The 17619-nt window shown below is 63.5% G+C and carries 15 protein-coding genes; 11 read left to right on the top strand and 4 right to left on the bottom strand.

The genetic code is table 11. The features are described 5' to 3' along the window. Positions 1 to 4 precede the first annotated feature (4 nt). The 7 genes from FHS84_RS19615 to FHS84_RS19645 all read left to right on the top strand — a co-directional run bounded on the left by FHS84_RS19615 (position 5) and on the right by FHS84_RS19645 (position 6790). Complete coding sequence (locus FHS84_RS19615; protein ID WP_166937240.1) at positions 5 to 985, top strand: lysylphosphatidylglycerol synthase domain-containing protein; 981 nt, start codon at positions 5 to 7, stop codon at positions 983 to 985. Beyond that, positions 982 to 1980, top strand: coding sequence for a hopanoid-associated sugar epimerase (gene hpnA, locus FHS84_RS19620; protein ID WP_166937241.1), 999 nt, complete (start codon positions 982 to 984; stop codon positions 1978 to 1980). The genes FHS84_RS19615 and hpnA overlap by 4 nt, the downstream gene beginning before the upstream one ends. After that, on the top strand, positions 1977 to 3098 hold the full coding sequence (locus FHS84_RS19625; protein WP_166937242.1) for a glycosyltransferase: 1122 nt from the start codon (positions 1977 to 1979) through the stop codon (positions 3096 to 3098). The genes hpnA and FHS84_RS19625 overlap by 4 nt, the downstream gene beginning before the upstream one ends. Continuing rightward, positions 3095 to 3952, top strand: coding sequence for a squalene synthase HpnC (gene hpnC, locus FHS84_RS19630; protein ID WP_166937243.1), 858 nt, complete (start codon positions 3095 to 3097; stop codon positions 3950 to 3952). Before FHS84_RS19625 ends, hpnC begins: the two co-directional genes overlap by 4 nt. Then, positions 3949 to 4791, top strand: coding sequence for a presqualene diphosphate synthase HpnD (gene hpnD / locus FHS84_RS19635; RefSeq protein ID WP_166937244.1), 843 nt, complete (start codon positions 3949 to 3951; stop codon positions 4789 to 4791). Before hpnC ends, hpnD begins: the two co-directional genes overlap by 4 nt. Further along, positions 4788 to 6014: a hydroxysqualene dehydroxylase HpnE gene (hpnE, locus tag FHS84_RS19640; RefSeq protein WP_166937245.1), complete on the top strand. Its 1227-nt coding sequence runs from the start codon at positions 4788 to 4790 to the stop codon at positions 6012 to 6014. The genes hpnD and hpnE overlap by 4 nt, the downstream gene beginning before the upstream one ends. 83 nt (positions 6015 to 6097) lie before the next feature. Then, entirely contained in the window at positions 6098 to 6790 is a 693-nt protein-coding gene (locus FHS84_RS19645; RefSeq protein WP_166937246.1) for a phosphorylase family protein, read from the top strand. Here FHS84_RS19645 and hpnH read toward each other — a convergent pair. After that, complete coding sequence (hpnH, locus tag FHS84_RS19650; protein WP_166937247.1) at positions 6713 to 7861, bottom strand: adenosyl-hopene transferase HpnH; 1149 nt, start codon at positions 7859 to 7861, stop codon at positions 6713 to 6715. The two genes, FHS84_RS19645 and hpnH, sit on opposite strands and share 78 nt — an antisense overlap. 11 nt (positions 7862 to 7872) lie before the next feature. Beyond that, a complete protein-coding gene (gene ispH, locus FHS84_RS19655) occupies positions 7873 to 8799 on the bottom strand; it encodes a 4-hydroxy-3-methylbut-2-enyl diphosphate reductase (RefSeq protein ID WP_166937248.1) in 927 nt (308 codons plus the stop codon). A 218-nt stretch (positions 8800 to 9017) separates the two neighbouring features. On the opposite strand from ispH, the gene FHS84_RS19660 reads away from it, so the two are divergent. Together FHS84_RS19660 and FHS84_RS19665 are read left to right on the top strand one after the other, a co-directional pair. Then, the gene (locus tag FHS84_RS19660) at positions 9018 to 9905 is read left to right on the top strand and encodes a polyprenyl synthetase family protein (RefSeq protein WP_166937249.1); all 888 of its coding nucleotides are present in this window, start codon (positions 9018 to 9020) and stop codon (positions 9903 to 9905) included. An 85-nt stretch (positions 9906 to 9990) separates the two neighbouring features. Next, a complete protein-coding gene (locus FHS84_RS19665; protein ID WP_166937250.1) occupies positions 9991 to 10596 on the top strand; it encodes an ABC transporter substrate-binding protein in 606 nt (201 codons plus the stop codon). 57 nt (positions 10597 to 10653) lie between these two features. Here FHS84_RS19665 and FHS84_RS19670 read toward each other — a convergent pair whose 3' ends face one another. Next, the gene (locus FHS84_RS19670; protein ID WP_166937251.1) at positions 10654 to 13323 is read right to left on the bottom strand and encodes an MMPL family transporter; all 2670 of its coding nucleotides are present in this window, start codon (positions 13321 to 13323) and stop codon (positions 10654 to 10656) included. A 38-nt stretch (positions 13324 to 13361) separates the two neighbouring features. Next, complete coding sequence (locus FHS84_RS19675; protein WP_166937252.1) at positions 13362 to 14198, bottom strand: MlaA family lipoprotein; 837 nt, start codon at positions 14196 to 14198, stop codon at positions 13362 to 13364. Positions 14199 to 14647: 449 nt separating this feature from the next. Between FHS84_RS19675 and FHS84_RS19680 the strand changes: the two genes are divergently transcribed. Next, a complete protein-coding gene (locus tag FHS84_RS19680) occupies positions 14648 to 15739 on the top strand; it encodes a hypothetical protein (RefSeq protein ID WP_166937253.1) in 1092 nt (363 codons plus the stop codon). Between the two features lie 101 nt (positions 15740 to 15840). Next, positions 15841 to 17496, top strand: coding sequence for an energy-dependent translational throttle protein EttA (ettA, locus tag FHS84_RS19685; protein ID WP_166937358.1), 1656 nt, complete (start codon positions 15841 to 15843; stop codon positions 17494 to 17496). Positions 17497 to 17619 lie beyond the last annotated feature (123 nt).

Here is a 17619-nt window from a genome sequence, read left to right on the forward strand (position 1 = left end):
CGGCATGAAAGTCTGGACTTGGGTTGCGCTGATCGTCGGGTTCGCCTTGGCGGTCTTCGTGGTGATGCACATCGGCGTGGCCGCGGTGTTCGGCGCCGTGGTCGGGGTGGGCTGGCTCGGCTTCATCGCGATCCTGCTCGCCGCCATGCCGATCATTGCGCTCTTGGCGCTGGCGTGGCGCTCGCTGCTCGGACCGGTGGTGCCGTTCTGGGTGCTGTTCGTCTCGCGCCAGCTGCGCGATTCCGCCACCGATCTGTTGCCCTTCACCCAGATCGGCGGCTGGGTGATCGGTGCCCGTGCCGGCATTCTCGCCGGCATTCCGCCGATCCGGGCCTATTCCTCGTCGGTGGTCGATCTCACCTGCGAGACCATGGCGCAGATCGCCTTCACCATCATCGGCCTGTTGATCGGCTTCACCAAGCTGCAGGCCTCGGCGGAGATGGCGGGTTATGTCGATGCGCTGATCCTCGGCACCGCCTTGCTGGTGCCCGGCGTGATCGCCTTCGTGGTGCTGCAGCGCAAAGGTACCAAGCTCGCCGCCAAGATGGCCGCGCATTTCCTGCCCAAGGCGGTGGCGCATACGGAGCAATTCACCGCCGAGATCGAAGCGCTCTATCAACAGCCGAAGAAGCTGGCGCTGTCTTCGACGTTTCATCTCTTGGCTTGGCTGGCGACGGCCGTCTGGGTGTGGGTGATCTTCCGCTTGTGCGGCGCCGACATCTCGCTGATGGATGCCATCGCCATCGAATGCATCTTGTCGGCGCTGCGCTCGGCGGCGGTGTTCGTTCCGGCCGCGGTCGGCATTCAGGAAGCGGGCTACGCCGCGCTGGCGCCGGTGTTCGGCGTCGGTCCGGAGATCGGGCTGGCGGTGTCGCTCTTGAAGCGCGCGCGCGACGTGGTGCTCGGCATTCCGGTGCTGCTAATCTGGCAGGCGGTCGAAGGCAAGCGCGCGTTCGGCGGCGGCAACGGGACGGAAGCGGCATGAGCGGCGATCTTGTTTTCGTTACTGGCGCATCCGGTTTCGTCGGCTCGGCCGTGGCGCGACGGCTGCAACAGAAGGGTTTTCGTCTTCGTCTGGCCGTGCGCGCTTCATCGCGCCGCGACAATCTCGAAGGCCTCGACGCCGATGTCGTCGTTGCCGACATCAAGGACCGCGCCGCACTGGAAAAAGCGATGGCGGGTTGCCGCTATCTCTTCCATGTCGCCGCCGATTACCGGCTGTGGGCCAAAGATCCGGAAGAGATCGTCCGCAACAATCGTGACGGCACGCTGGCGCCGATGCAGGCCGCATTGGCCGCAGGCGTCGAGCGCATCGTCTATACGTCGTCGGTCGCCACCTTGAAGGCGCGCACCGATGGCGTCGCCGTCGACGAGACTTGCCGCCATACCGAACAAAGCGCCATCGGTGCCTACAAGCGTTCGAAAGTCGTCGCCGAGCGCGTGGTCGAGAAAATGGTGGCGGAGGAGGGGCTTCCTGCGGTGATCGTCAGTCCGTCGACACCGATCGGGCCGCGCGACATCAAGCCGACGCCGACGGGCCGCATCATCGTCGAAGCGGCGACCGGCAAGATTCCGGCCTTCGTCGATACCGGGCTCAATCTGGTCCATGTCGATGACGTCGCCGAAGGTCATCTCCTCGCGCTGGAAAAGGGCCGCATCGGCGAGACCTACATTCTCGGCGGCGAAGACGTTGCGCTGCGCCGGATGCTGGTGGTGATCGCGGATCTCGCCGGCCGTAAGCCGCCGACGGTCAATCTTCCGCGTACGCCGCTTTATCCGATCGCCTGGATCGCCGAAGCAATCGCCCGCGTCACCGGCAATGAACCGTTCGTCACCGCCGATGCGCTGACCATGGCCAAGTATCACATGTTCTTTTCCTCGGCGAAGGCGAAGGCCGAACTCGGCTACACGGCGCGCCCCTATCGCGAAGCCTTGGCCGATGCTTTCGCCTGGTTCAAGGCGGCCGGGTATCTGAAATGATCGCCGCTGCCGTCAGTTTCGTGGCACTGGCGATCTGGCTGGTGCTGGTGTTCGGCCGCGGTTGGTTCTGGCGTATGCGGGAGCGCGATACCGACGTGCCCCCCGCACCAGCGAATTGGCCCTCGGTCGTTGCCGTGGTTCCGGCGCGCAACGAAGCGGCGGGCATTGCCGCCTCGGTGCAAAGCCTGATCGCGCAGGATTATCCGGGACCGTTCCGCATCATCGTGGTCGACGATCAGAGCGAAGACGATACTGCCGCCATCGTGCGCGGGCTCGGCAGCGACCGCGTCACGGTGCTCGACGGCGCCGCCCATCCCGCCGGCTGGACCGGAAAACTGTTCGCTGTGCACCAGGGCGTGGCGGAAGCCGCCGCGGCGGATTATCTCTGGCTGACCGATGCCGACATTTCGCACACTTCCGACAATTTGAGAGCTTTGGTGGCGCGGGCCGAAGCCGGTCGCTTTGTCCTCACCTCGCTGATGGCGCGGCTCGCTTGCGAGAGCTTTGCCGAAAGGCTGCTCGTCCCCGCCTTCGTATTTTTCTTCGACCTGCTGTACCCGTTCGCCTGGGTCAACGATCCCAAAGCCAAGACGGCAGCGGCGGCAGGCGGCTGCATGCTGGTCCGGCGCGAGGCCCTGGAGGCCGCGGGCGGCATCGCGGCTATCCGTGGTGAGATCATCGACGATTGCGCCCTGGGGCGTGCCCTGAAGGCCCACGGACCGATCTGGCTGGGGTTGACCGACCGTTCGGTTTCGATCCGGCCGTATCCGCGCATCGCCGACATCCGCGCCATGGTCGCCCGCTCGGCCTATACCCAGCTCGGCTATTCGCCGCTGGCGCTGATTGGAACCGTTCTCGGCATGCTGCTGCTCTACGTTGTACCCGTGGCCGGGCTGGCGATCGGGGGTATCAGCGCGGTATTTGGGTCCTTGACCTGGGCCTTGATGACGGTGTGTTTTCAGCCGATCCTCAAGTTCTACCGGCGTTCGCCGTTCTGGGGCTTGGCATTGCCGTTGATCGGCGTTTTCTATGCCGCATTCACCCTCGATTCGGCGGTACAACACTGGCAAGGACGCGGTGGATTGTGGAAGGGACGCGCACAGGCGATCACAAAATGAGCAACGCTGGGACATTGAAATCGGGCAAAGGCCATAACGACGAGAATTTTCCCGTCGCGTCCTTCGTCATTGCCGCGCGCCATCGCCCGGCGATTCTGGCGTTCTACAATTTCGTTCGTATCGCCGACGACGTGGCCGACAACGCCATTGCTCCGGCCGAAGAGAAGTTGCGGATTCTGGAAGAAATGCGCCTGACGTTGATGGGCGCCTCGGATGCCTCGCCGGAAGGCGTCAAGCTGCGCCGGGTGCTCGAGGAGCGCCGCCTCAGCACCGATCACGCTGCCGATCTTCTCGAGGCTTTCCGCCGCGATGTCGTCAAGCTGCGATATGCCGACTGGGACGAGCTGATCGACTATTGCCGTTATTCCGCGATGCCGGTTGGCCGCTATGTGCTCGACGTGCACGGCGAGGATCGCGCAGTGTGGCCGCTGAACGATGCCTTGTGCGCGGCGTTGCAGGTCATCAACCACTTGCAGGATTGCGGCAAGGATTTTCGCCAGATCAACCGGGTCTATCTGCCGGAAGACCTGTTGCGGAAACACGGCGCGACGGTCGAGATGCTGGGTGAGGCCCAGGCGCGTCCGGCACTGAAAGCGGTGCTGAACGACGTGGCGGGGCGCAATGCCGATCTGCTCGCCACATCGGCGGCGTTCTCCGGCAAGATCCGCGATCCGCGCCTGGCGCTCGAAGTCGGCCTGATCCAGCGCTTCGCCGAAGACCTCAACATCCGCCTGTTCACCGCCGATCCGTTGCGGGACCGCGTGCATCATAGGAAATCCGAGCTGATCCCGCTCGCCATCTCCGCCTTCGGGCGTTTCGCCGTCTCCCGTATCGCCCGCAAGAGTTCGCCATGAACGCCGTTTCTTCTTCGCCCGAAATCGAAGCGGTGCGCCGCAAGGCCGCCGGTTCGTCGTTCTATTCCGCCATGAAGGTGCTGCCGAAAGCGCGGCGCGAAGGCATGTATGCCATTTATGCGTTCTGCCGCGCCGTGGACGACATCGCCGATGACGGCGAGGGTACGCGCGAGGAACGCCTCGCCGAACTTGAGGATTGGCGCGACGATCTGAAAGCGCTCTACACCGGCGCCCACGCGCCGCGCGTCGCCTTCCTCAAGGAGGTGGTCGAGAGCTTTCGGCCGCGGCTCGCCGATTTCCTCGCCGTGATCGACGGCATGGCGATGGACCTCGAAGGCGATATCGTGGCGCCGAATCTCGACGTGCTCGATCTTTATTGCGACCGCGTCGCCAGTGCCGTCGGACGGCTGTCGATCAAGGTGTTCGGCATGGACGAGGAGCCGGGTTTCGCGCTCGCTTTCCATCTCGGTCGCGCCTTGCAGCTCACCAACATCCTGCGCGATCTCGACGAGGATGCCGAAGTCGGACGGCTTTATCTGCCGCGCGACTATCTCGGCACCATCGGCCCGGTCGATCCGCGCGAAGCGCTGGCGAAACCCACGATCGACGATGCCTGCCGCAAAGTCGCGGTGCTGGCGCACAAGCATTACCGCGAAGCCGATGCCATCATGGCGGCCCGGCCGGCGGGCGATTTGCGGGCGCCTCGCTTGATGGGCGCGGTCTATGCCGAAATCCTCAAGCGAATGGAAGCGCAAGGCTGGGCGCCGCCACGCCAGCGCGTGAAGGTACCGAAAATTCTGCTCGGCTGGCTCGCGTTGCGCTACGGGATCGTCGCATGAGAACGATCGTCGTCGGGGCGGGATTGTCGGGACTGGCGGCCGCGGTGACGCGGGCCGTCGCAGGCGACGATGTCGTGGTCTACGAAGCCGCAGGTCACGCCGGCGGACGCTGCCGTTCCTATGTCGACGCGACGCTCGATTGCGTCATCGACAACGGCAATCATCTCGTCCTGTCGGGCAATCCGGCAGTGCAGTCTTTTCTCAAGACCATCGGTTCGCCCGACGCGCTGACCGGCCCCGAAACGGCGGAATTCGATTTCGTCGATCTTCAAAGCGGCGAGCGCTGGACGCTCAAACCCAACGAAGGCCCGCTGCCGTGGTGGATTTTTGCCCGCGACCGCCGCGTGCCCGGCACGACGCCGCTCGATTACCTTAAGCTCGGCGGATTGCTGGCAGCCGGTCCTGCGGCGACGGTGGCCGATCTGGTTCCCACCGATGGACCGTTGTGGACGAAGATGATGGGGCCGGTGCTGCTCGCCGTGCTCAACACCGATCCGAAACAGGGCTCGGCCAAGCTCACGGCAGCGGTGCTGAAGGAAACCATGGCCAAAGGCGGACGCGCCTATCGTCCGCGCATCGCCCATCCCAATCTCGGCGCCGCCTTCATCGAACCGGCCTTGCGCAAGCTGACCGAACTGCATGCCCTGGTTCATTTCGGCCAGCGCCTGCGCCGGATCGTGTTCGGCGAGGGCAAGGTGATCGCGCTGGAATTTCCCGAGAACACGGTGCCGGTCGGGCCGACGGATCGCGTCGTCTTGGCAGTGCCGCCGTGGGTGGCTCAGGACCTCATACCCGGACTGTCGGCCCCCACCGAGTTCCGCGCCATCGTCAACGCCCATTTCAAGGTTGTTCCGCCTGCGGATGCTCCCAAGATGCTGGGCGTGGTCGGCGGTACGGCGGAGTGGATCTTCGCCTTCGAAGATCGCGTGTCGGTGACCGTCTCGGGCGCCGACTGGTTGGCGGATCGCGATCGTGAGGATCTCGCCCGCACGCTGTGGGATGATGTCGCCAGGGCGCTGAACCTGCCGCCGGTGTTTCCGGTGTGGCAGATCGTCAAGGAGAAGCGTGCCACCTTTGCCGCGACGCCGGAGCAGGATGCGCTGCGTCCGCCGGCCAAGACCCAGTGGCAAAACCTGAGGCTCGCCGGCGATTGGACCCAGACCGGACTGCCGGCCACGATCGAAGGGGCGCTGCGCTCCGGCGTCACGGCCGCTGCGCTCTGATTTCCGGTGTGGTCCGGGGTTTCCAGGATTGCTCCGTGCCGGAAAGCGGGACATTTTGGGGCGTTGCGTCGAGTCGTGGGAAGATGAGCGCCAAAGTCGTTGCCGTCGTCGGATTGGCCAAGGAGGCCCGCATCGCCAAGCGGTTCGGGCTGGTGCCGGTGATCGGCGCGTGCAACTCCAAGCTTCTGAAGCGGCGGCTGAAGGCGTTGGGCCCCGATGTGGTCGGTGTCGTCAGCATGGGGCTGGCCGGAGCACTGGCGCCCATTCCGCGCGTCGGCGATCCCCTGATCGGCACGCACGTGGTCACGGCCCGCGAGCATTACGCCTGCGATCCCGGTTGGTCCAAGATCCTGCGCACCAAGCTGCCGGAAGCGTTATCGGTGGTGATCGCGGGCGTCGACGAGCCGGCCATGCACATGAGCGCCAAGAAAGAATTGTTCCGTGACACCGGCGCCCATGCCGTCGACATGGAATCCCACATTGCGGCGCGCTTCGCCCACGAACGTGGGATTCCCTTCGTCGTGCTCCGGGTGATCTCGGACGACTGCCATCGCACGCTGCCGCCGGCCGCGCTCGAACGGCTGAGCCTCAAAGGCAAACCGCGGATGTTCGCGATCCTGAGATCGCTGTGGCGCGAGCCCGATCAGCTCGGCGAGCTGTTGCGCACCGGGCGTGAAGCGGGCTCCGCGTTCAAGGCGCTAGTCCGCGCTTGCCGTGTCCTCGGCCCCAGCCTTGGTTGTCCGTATCTCGGCCAGCTTCGTCTCGACGTGCCGTGAGAACACGAATTCCGCCGGCCGCTGCTTGGAGAGGTCGATCTCCGGCGCGAACGGGCCTTCGGTCTTGATCCCGCGCAGCGCCAGCGGCAGGAGCTTATAGGGCTTCCTGACGGAGTCGGAGACGGCGGTGCCTTCGTAGCCGCAATGCACCATGCAGTTGGCGCACTTCTCGTAGTTGCCGACGCCGTACTTTTCCCACTCGGTGTCTTCCATCAGTTCCTTGAAGGTCTTCACATAGCCTTCGCCGAGCAGATAGCAGGGCTTCTGCCAGCCGAATACGGTCCGGCAGGGCATCGACCACGGCGAGCACTCGTAGGTCTGGTTGCCGGCAAGGAAGTCGAGGAACAGTTCGGACTGCGTGAACTCCCACTTCTTGCCACCGTTGCCGCGCTTGAAGATCTCGCGGAACAGCGTCTTGGTGCGTTCGCGGTTGAGGAAGTGCTCCTGGTCGGCGGCGCGTTCGTAGGCGTAGCCGGGCGAAATGGTGATGCCGTCGCAGCCGATCGCCATCATCTCGTCGAAGAATTTCGCGGTGCGCTCGGGATCGGCGTCGTTGAACAGGGTGCAATTGATCTGGGTGCGGAAGCCCTTTTCCTTGGCGAGCTTCAGCGCGGCGACGGCCTTGTCGTAGGTGCCGGTCAGGCACACCGACTTGTCGTGCATCAGCTTGTCGCCGTCGAGGTGGATCGACCAAGTGAAGTTTTCGTGCGGCTCGTACTGGTCGATCTTCTTGGCCAGCAAGAGCGCGTTGGTGCACAGGATGACGAACTTCTGGCGCTCGATGTAGCCTTTGACGATCTGCGGCATCTCGCGATGGAGCAGCGGTTCGCCGCCGGCGATGGAGACGCACGGCGCGCCGCATTCGTCGATCGCCTGCATGCAGTCCTCAAAGCTGAGGCGCTGGTTCAGGATCTCGTCGGGATAATCGATCTTGCCGCAGCCGGCGCAGGCGAGATTGCAGCGGAACAAGGGTTCCAGCATCAGCACCAGCGGATAGCGGGCGCGGCCGGAAAGATGCTGCTTCAGAACATAGGCCCCGATACGGGCCGCTTGCTTGGCGGGAATACCCAACGAACTTCTCCTTACGCACGCAATTCCGGCGGCAGCCGGAATTCGATGTGTTCCTTTTTGCCGTCCATCTGCTCGACCGTGGTGTCGGGATTGATGGCGCGCAACGCGTCGATGACATGCTCGACCAGTTTTTCCGGGGCGGAGGCGCCGGCGGTAATGCCGATCGTGCCCTTGCCCTTGATCCATTCCGGATCGAGCTCGCCGCCGTCGTTGATGAGATAGCTGGGCTTGCCCGCTTCCTTGCCGATTTCGCACAGCCGGTTCGAGTTGGACGAATTTTTCGCCCCCACGACGAGAATGACGTCCGCAACGCGGCAAAGTTCCCGCACCGCCTGCTGGCGATTCTGGGTGGCGTAGCAGATGTCGGTGGTCTCGGGCCCGACGATATCGTTGAATTTGCGCTTCAGGGCGGCGATCACGCCGCGGGTGTCGTCGATCGATAACGTCGTCTGGGTGACATAGGCGACCGGGGTGTCGTTCGGAATGGTCAGGGCCTCGACGTCGGCCTCGGACTGCACCAGATGCACCGGCGCACCGACCTGGCCCATGGTGCCTTCGACTTCCGGGTGGCCGGCATGGCCGATCAGGACCAGCGTGCGGCCGGCGCCGACATAGCGCTTACCCTGGCTGTGGACCTTGGACACCAGCGGGCAGGTAGCATCGAGAATCGGCAGCTGCCGCGCTTCGGCGTCCTTGACGACCGCCTGCGGTACGCCGTGGGCGGAGAAAATGGTCACGGCGCCGTTCGGCACCTCATCGAGCTCCTCGACGAACCGCGCGCCTTTGCTCTTCAGAGTCTCGACCACGTATTTGTTGTGCACGATCTCGTGGCGCACATAGACGGGCTCGCCGAACTTCTCGAGGGCACGTTCGACGATATCAATCGCCCGCACGACCCCTGCGCAGAAGCCGCGCGGCTGAGCAAGAACGACACGCATGGAAGCTGAGACTCCTTGTGAGGACGGCCATCGTCTAGCACGCTAAATCCCTAGTTGGAAAAGGGAAATTCGCACCAGCCCGTCAAGGGGCAGTTTCCCGAAACTGTGCTCTTTACGCAATCATTTTATTGCGGCCGTCCTCGTTCTTGCCGGGACAGTTGCGCCTTTGCCGGATTGCGCTAGAGAGAGGGCAGGGCAGGTGGGGAAAGGATAACATCATGAACACCCTGGGCGGAGCCTTGGATAAAGCTGCCAAGGCAACCGAAAACACTCTGGAACGCGTCCTGCCGCAACCTCACGGCCTGCACAGCCGGATCCACGAAGCCATGCGCTATGCTACCTTTGCGGGCGGCAAGCGGCTTCGCCCGTTTCTGGTGATCGAATGCGCCGGTCTGTTCGGCGTCGAGGCGGCCCGAGCCAGCCGGACGGCGGCGGCTATCGAGGTGCTGCACACCTATTCGCTGGTCCACGACGACCTGCCGGCCATGGACAATGACGACCTGCGGCGCGGCCGTCCCACCACCCATAAGGCTTTCGACGAGGCCACGGCCATTCTGACCGGCGACGGGCTCCTGACCATCGCCTTCGAGATTCTCAGCCATCCCGAGACCCATCCGTCGGCCGAGGTTCGGGTCAAGCTGATCGCGCGGCTGGCCGAGGCGGCGGGCTGCAACGGCATGATCGGCGGTCAGATGATCGACATGGTGGCGGCGACCCGCAGCTTCGATGCCGAAGAGATCAAGCTGCTCCAGCGGCTCAAGACCGGCCAGCTTTTCGAATTTTCCTGCGAAGCAGGCGCAATCCTGGCGGAAGCGGGGCCGGAGCATCAGGACCGGCTGCGTGCGTTTGCCCGCGACATGGGGCTGGTGTTCCAGATCACCGACGACCTGCTCGACGTCACCTCGACGGCGGAAAAGACTGGCAAGGCGGTCGGCAAGGACCAGGAGCACGGCAAGGCGACGCTGGTGTCCATTTATGGAATCGAGGGGGCCCGCGCCGAAGCGAAGAAGATCTCGGACCGTGCGGTTGCATCGCTGGAACCTTACGGCGAGCGCGCGGCGGCGCTGCGGGACCTGTTGCCGTTCCTCCTCACGCGCGAAAGCTGAACCAAGGTTAACCCAAAATTCCGCCATCAAGCGAGCCGAGACTGCTAGGTTGATGGAACGGGGCAGTGTTTTACGAGGTCTAGAGATGATGAAAGGTTGGTTCCGGGCTGCTGCGATGACGACGGCGCTGCTCACGGCGGGCGTGGTCGCCCATGCCGAGGATGCGGCGGTCGCGCCGGTGCAGTCGTTCTATGACGGGCTGTTGTCGACCATGAAGCAGGGCAAGTCGCTCGGCATCAAGGGCCGCTTCGAGAAGCTCAAGCCGGTGATCGAAGCCTCGTTCGATATGCCCGGCATGACCCGGCTTTCGGTCGGTCCGGCGTGGAACACCATGTCGGATGCCGATCATGCGGCGCTCACCAAGGCGCTGACGCGCTACACGGTGGCGAGCTACGCCTCCAATTTCAAAAGCTTCGACGGCGAGAAATTCGTGGTCGAACCGGCCGCCAAAGACCGCAACGCCGACAAGGTGGTATTCTCGAAGCTTATCGCCGGGAACGAAACCATTCCGTTCAACTACCTGATGCGTAAGAATGGCGCCTCTTGGAAGGTGATCGACATCTATCTCAACGGCTTCGTCAGCCAGATGGCCAAGCAGCGTTCCGATTTCTCCTCGACGGTGACGGCGGGCGGCGCCGCGGCGCTGGAAAAGAAGATCAATACGCTTGCCGACGGGATGATGAAGGACTGAGCTTCGTTATTACCGGATACGAAAAAGCCCGCGTCGCCGCGGGCTTTTTTATTGGCTTCACTTGCCGTCCGCTTTCTGCGGCGGCGGGCCCAGCAGGGCGGGCAGGAAGAAGAGGGTGGTGAACAGCACCCAGCCGAGCGAGATCATCAAGAGGATGCCCATGCTCGCCGTGCCGGGATGGCTGGAGAGGATCAGCGAACCGAAGCCCGATGCCGTCGTCAGGGCGCTGAACAGCACCGCACGGGTCAGGCTCGACTGCAGCAGGTTCTGCGCTCCGGCCCGCCACGCCACCACAAAGTAGATGTTGAACGCCACGCCGATGCCGAACAGAAGCGGCAGGGCGATGATGTTGGCGAAGTTGAGCTGCAGCCCGATGATGCGGCAGGTGGCAAGCGTCAGCACCAGGGTCAGCACCAGCGGGATGATGGTCATCATGATGTCGCGATGCCGCCGCAGCACGAAGGCCAAGAGGATCGAGATCGCGATAAACGACCAGATGCCGGCCTGGACGAAGGCGCGCACGATGGTTTGACCGGACTCCTCGATGGTGATCGGCGTGCCGGTCGCATTCGGCGCCACCGCCATCACCGCTTTGGAGAAGCGCTTCATCGACTTGTTGTCGTGTGCAGAGGAATGCGGCGAGACCTGGATGCGGGCGGTACCGTCCTTGGCGACCCATTCGGCGACCAGCGCCGGCGGCATCGAGTGGATGTCGACGGGTTCGGCCTGCAGCGCGGCGCGCAGCTGACTGAGAAGATCGTTGAGACCGGGGATCAGCGCTTCCGTCGCGGCCTGACGCTTGGCGGCAGGAGCATCGGCGAGAACGTCGAGGGCTTTGGCCAGCCGGATTGCGTCGGAGCGCGCTTCCTTGTCGGCGGCGGTTTCCTTGCCGTCGGCCGGTTTGGCGGTGGCTTCGTGCAGCGACTTGGCGGCGGCCTTGAGGCTGACCACGATTTCCGCGTCGGTCGGCGGCGGCTTGACCTCGAACGGATTGACCGTCGAATCGAGCAACATCGCCGTGTCCTGGATGATCGCCAGTTTCTTCGGCTGATCCTGCGGGATGAAAGTCGACAGCGTCAGCGCCATGCCGACCAGCGGCTCGCGGTGATTGGCTTTGGCTTCGGCCGCGTCGGCGGCGACGATCTTGTCCGCCAGCTTGTCGGCGGCAGCGAGATTGGGCGCCAGGACGTCGATGGTATTGGGCGAAGTGTCGGGGTCCTTGAACAGGTCGTTCAAAGTCGACATCGACTCCACTTTGGGGCTGCGCAGATCGAGCGGGTTGGCGTCGAACTGCGGCGGGAAGGCGATTTGCGCCGCCACGGCGACGACACCGATCGCGGCGCCCCAGGCGAGAACTTTGCGGCGGTTTTCGCGCAGGAACTTGTCGGCTGGCGCAAAGGCCGTGAAGCCGACACGTTCGGCTTCGCCCGCCGGCTTCACCAGCTTGATCAATGCCGGCAGGAAGGTGAGGGCCAGCACGAAGGCCACCACCATGCCGGTGCCGGCAATGACGCCGAGCTCGGCCACGCCGACATAATCGGTCGGGATGAAGGAGAAGAAGCCTGCCGCCGTCGCCGATGCCGCCAGCGCCAGCGGAATGCCGACGCCGCGTCCGGCACAGTTGAGGGCCTTGTCGAGATCGCCGACCGCATGCCGCTCGGCGCGGTAGCGCACCGCGAACTGGATGGCGAAATCGACGCCGAGGCCGACGAACAGTGCGATGAAGGCGATCGAGATGATGTTGAAGATGCCGACGAACAGAAGGCCCAGCGCCGTCGTCGCCGCCAGTCCGACGCCGAGGGTCAGAAGGATGCAGACGATGATGCGGGCCGAATGCACCGCCAGCCACAGGCAGAAGGTGATGGCGAGGAACATCGCAAGGCCCATCAGCGGGCCGTTTTCCGAGAGGCTTGCGAATTCCTCGTCCGCCAGCGGTACCGGACCGGTGAGGCGTACGGTGACGCCGCGATCGGGCGTCAGATGCAGGGCCTTGGCGGCCGCGCGGATTGCATTCTCCGCCGTCTCGCCCGGCATCAGGCTGGAATAGTCGAGCTTGGGTTGAACCTCGATGAAGGTGCGGGTGCGGGCGAACGAGCATTCCTTGTTGCTGGCATCGCCGGCCGCAAACATCGACTGCCACGACAGGTAATCCGGCTTGCCGGCGTTGGTCCGGTCGAGCGTGTCGGCGAAGGCGTTCATCGGCGCGTCGATGTCGGCGAGCTTGGCTTGGCCGCTGTTGACGCCCAGCATCATGGTCGACAGCGAAGCCATCACGCCGCGCAAGGATGGATCGGCTGCCAGCGAGCCGAGGAAGGGCTGCGCCTGAACCAGCTTGCCCATTGCGTCCTGCACGCAATGCTCGGGCAGAAACAACAAGCCGTTCTTTTCGAAATAAGCGCCGCCGTCGGGCCGGTGGACAGCCGGGAACATCTTCGGATCGGCGCTGAGCTTGGCGGCCAGCGCATTGGCGGCCGAATTGGAACGGTCGGCCGCGTTCGAATCGATGACGACCAGGATCAGGTTATTGCGCTGAGGAAAGAGCTTGTCGAAACGCGCCATGGTCTTCTGCCACGGCAGATCGGGTGAGATCAGCGAGCCCGAGTCCGAATTCATGGCGAAGTTGCCGGCCGTATAGGCCATGGAACCCGCCGCCACGACGAGGCCCGCCACCACCACGGCGCGGGCATGCTTGGTGCAATAGGAAACGATACGTCCGACGATCGACATCGCTGACTTTCGACAAAATGATTCGACGGACTAGGCTTCTACTGCCTCGGGGCGTCCGGCGCGAGGGGGGCAGGGGCCGGCGGAGGCGGTGCTGCCGTCGGTTTGTCGCCCGGTGTGGGATTGTCGTCGTCGTCCAACACAGGTGATTCGCCGGGAGCTTCCGGCGGCCGCGCGCCCGGCCGCGGCTCGTTGGTGATGGCGGCATCGCGGCGCAACGCGTAGAGCCGGCGCATGGCGGCGTAATAGTCGATGCTGGTACGTTCGACTTCGTGCAGGGCGCTGACCGCCCGCGACCGCTGATCCACTGCTTTGATCGCGGTCTGGCCGAGGCCGACATAGTACTTGCCGCTGTAGCGCACGTACGAGAACGGGTTGAAATAGTGGTCGATCAGGAGTTTGCCGCCGACATCGCGAGCCGTCGTCGAACCCATCAGCGGCAGGACGAAATAGGGTCCGCCGGGCACGCCCCAGACGCCGAGGGTCTGGCCGAAATCCTCGTCGCGGCCGATGCAGCCCATGTCCGTTGCCGGGTCCGTGAAGCCGAGAATGCCGATCGTGGAGTTCACGCCGAGCCGGCAGATCGCATACCCGGCATAGGTCACTTCGCCTTGCAGGAGGTCGTTGGCCATACTGACCGGCAGGCTCAGATTGGACATGAAATTGTGCACGCCAGTGCGCACCGAGTCGGGCAGGGCATGTTTATAGTAACTCGCAGCCGGCAGCGCCGCGTGTTTGTCGAGGGAATGGTTGAAGTCGAAAATCTCGCGATTGACCGGCTCCAAAGGGTCGTAAACGCCATCGTGCGTGGCGCCTGCGCAGCCGCCCAGCAGGACGGCAAGTACAAGTATCGACCCAAACTTCGGTAACGTAGCCACCAAGACCCCCAGATAGAATCAGGTTACCGAGAGTCGCGTTCAGTTTCCATGCGCCTAACCCTGCAGTTCTGGAAAAAGATCCCTTTTTCCTCAACAAAGCCAGCGGCCTGCTGCGCGACTGATTATTCATCAAAGCCCTGTTCCGGATGGGAACACAACTGTGAGAGTTGGTGCTGGGGCGTTAACCATTATTCAGTTGAGGTGGCAGGGCTGTTAACGATTATGCGTTGCAGAAACTGCCGGCCCTGCTGCTGGCATCTGCCTCAAAAGCGAGCGCGTATGCGGGCGGTGTTAACTATATCTAGATTAATAATGGTCCTCGGCCGCTGCAAAAGAGTCGCCGCTTGTTGCCGCGAAGTCACGGAAAAACCAAGGAAACCTTTGAGATTGGAAGGATCGATCTGCTAAATTTAGGCAGTTTCGTGGGAGAGCAATCGGTACGCCGTGCCATGAGGGGTTTTTGGTTAAACCGCGGGCTGCTTGCCGCGGGCGTCGTCGTCGGATTGGCGACCGCCTCCGCGTCGTTGGCGGCTGAAACGTCGGGCATCTCCGTTCAGACGGCGAGGCTAGCCGGGACGTTTGATCTTCCGGTTGTGCTGCCCGATGCCGTGGCGCCCCCGAATGTGCTGCGCAATCCGATCGAAGAAATCACCGCCGTCTACGCCTTCGACGACATGATGGCGCTCGAGACCAGCTACAACGCCGACGTCACCCGCATGCTCGATCGCTTTGTGCCGGGCACGGATGCCTTCGACGGTCTGTTCTATTCCTCGGCGGCGCTGGGATCGCCTTACGCCGGTTTGTCGAGCGGCGGCGATTACATTGGTCTTAGGGGCAAGCTCTCCGAAGGCCTGACACTCTCGTTCGGTCGCGCGTCCTCGTCGCCGGGGCTCAATCGTTTCCTGCTCAACCGGAGCAATGCTTATGCCGGGCTCGGCGGCCGTCTGCCGTTCGATACCCGCTACACCAATTCGGTGCTCGCCGCGATGACGTGGGATTTCGCGCGCTGGGGCGGCATCAATTTGACGGCCTCGCAGACGGATGAGCGCGGCGGCGTGCTCGGGATAGTCAACTCGTCGCTTGGCGGGCGCACCTCCGCTTTGGGCGTGACGGCCCATGTCAATTTCGGCGGCGGCTGGGTGACCACGGCGAGCTACTCGGAAGGCCTCACGCAACTCGCGCTGCGTCCTGGCGCGATCGGCTCCAACACGACGTTCCGCACCGAGGCGTTTGGCGTGGCGGTTGCCAAGCACGGCCTGTTCAAGAAAAACGATGCCCTCGGCGTCGCGTTCGCGCAGCCGGCTCCCAATTTCGGCACGCCGCTGACCACCGTCGACAAGCCGGCGGAATTGCAGTTCTTCGGCCACGACAAGCTGATGTCGTCGATGGCCCAGGAAACCGACATCGAGCTTGGCTACAAGACGTCGTTCTTCGGGGATTCGGTGGCGCTGCAGACCAACGCCTCCTACCAGATGAATTACGGCGGCATCATGGGCCGGGATTCGGTCTCGCTCCTGTCCAAGGCCAAAATCAAATTTTGATTTAGGCGGTCGGTCGCCGTAACGCGCGCGCGGTTGCTTGCGCCGTGCCGCTTCTGTACAACGCGCCCGATCCCAACGCCCCAACCATAAAGGAACTGCCGATGGCCGGCCCGCAATTCGTCTTCTACATGAAGGGCATGTCCAAGACCTACCCCGGCGGGAAACAGGTCCTGAAGGACATCTGGCTGTCGTTCTATCCCGGCGCCAAGATCGGCATTGTTGGTATCAACGGCTCTGGCAAGTCGACCCTGATGAAGATCATGGCGGGGATCGACAAGGAGTTCACCGGCGAAGCCTGGGCGGCGGACGGCGTGCGCGTCGGTTACCTGCCGCAGGAACCGCAGCTCGACGCGTCGCTCGACGTGCGCGGCAATGTGATGCTCGGCGTCGCGGCCAAGAAGGCGCTGGTCGACCGCTACAACGAGATCGCCGCCAACTACACCGACGAGACCGCCGACGAAATGTCCCGCCTGCAGGACGAGATCGAAGCCAAGGGGCTGTGGGACCTCGACAGCCAGGTCGATCAGGCGATGGACTCGCTTGGTTGCCCGGACGGCGAGTCCGACGTGGCCAAGCTCTCGGGCGGCGAGAAGCGCCGTGTGGCGCTCTGCCGTCTGTTGCTCGATGCGCCCGACATTCTCCTCCTCGACGAACCGACCAACCATCTCGACGCCGAAACGGTCGGCTGGCTGGAACGCACGTTGCGCGAATATGCCGGCTGCGTGATCCTCGTCACCCACGACCGCTACTTCCTCGACAACGTTACGGGGTGGATTCTCGAACTCGATCGCGGCAAGGGCATTCCGCACGAAGGCAACTACACCAAGTACCTGATCGAGCAGGAAGAGCGCTTCACCAAAGAGAGCCAGGAAGAGCAGGCGCTGCAAAAGACCATCGCGCGCGAACGCGAATGGATTCAGCAAGGCGCCAAAGCGCGTCAGGCCAAGTCCAAGGCGCGTATCAATTCGTATGAGGAACTGGTGGCTCGTTCCAACGAGCAGCGCACCGGTCCGGCTCAGATCATCATTCCGGTGGCCGAACGCCTCGGCAGCCTGGTGATCGAGGCCGAAGGGCTGTCGAAAGCCTATGACGACCGCCTGTTGTTCGAAAACCTCGAATTCAAGCTGCCGCCGGGCGGCATCGTTGGCGTCATCGGCCCCAACGGTGCCGGCAAGACGACATTGTTCCGCATGCTGACGGGTCAGGAAACGCCCGACAGCGGCACCCTGAAAGTCGGCCCGACGGTGCATATCGGTTATGTCGACCAGAGCCGCGACAGCCTCGATGCCAACAAGACGGTGTGGGAGGAAATCTCCGGCGGCCTCGATGTGATCGAGCTCGGCAAGCGCACGATGAACAGCCGCGCCTATTGCGGCGCCTTCAACTTCAAGGGCGGCGACCAGCAGAAGAAGGTCGGCCAGCTTTCCGGCGGCGAGCGCAACCGCGTTCATCTCGCCAAGATGCTGAAGTCCGGCGCCAACCTGCTCCTCCTCGACGAACCGACCAACGATCTCGACGTCGAGACCCTGCGCGCGCTCGAAATGGCGCTCGAAGAGTTCGCGGGCTGCGCCATGATCATCAGCCATGACCGCTGGTTCCTCGACCGCATCGCCACCCACATGCTGGCGTTCGAAGGCGACAGCCACGTCGAATGGTTCGAAGGCAACTTCCAGGACTACGAAGCCGACAAGAAGCGCCGCCTCGGCATGGACGCCGACCAGCCGCATAAGATCAAATACAAGCGGTTCGCGCGGTAATACTTTTTCGATACTCAGATAGAAACGGCCCGGTTTTCCGGGCCGTTTTGTTTTTCCGTTCTGCGGCTCGCTTGGAACCGGAGCTCTTTTCCACCGTTGGCACTTTGGCTGGCACAGCGGAGA

This window comes from Rhizomicrobium electricum (assembly GCF_011762045.1).
In the GTDB taxonomy this organism is placed as follows: Bacteria; Pseudomonadota; Alphaproteobacteria; order Micropepsales; family Micropepsaceae; genus Rhizomicrobium; species Rhizomicrobium electricum.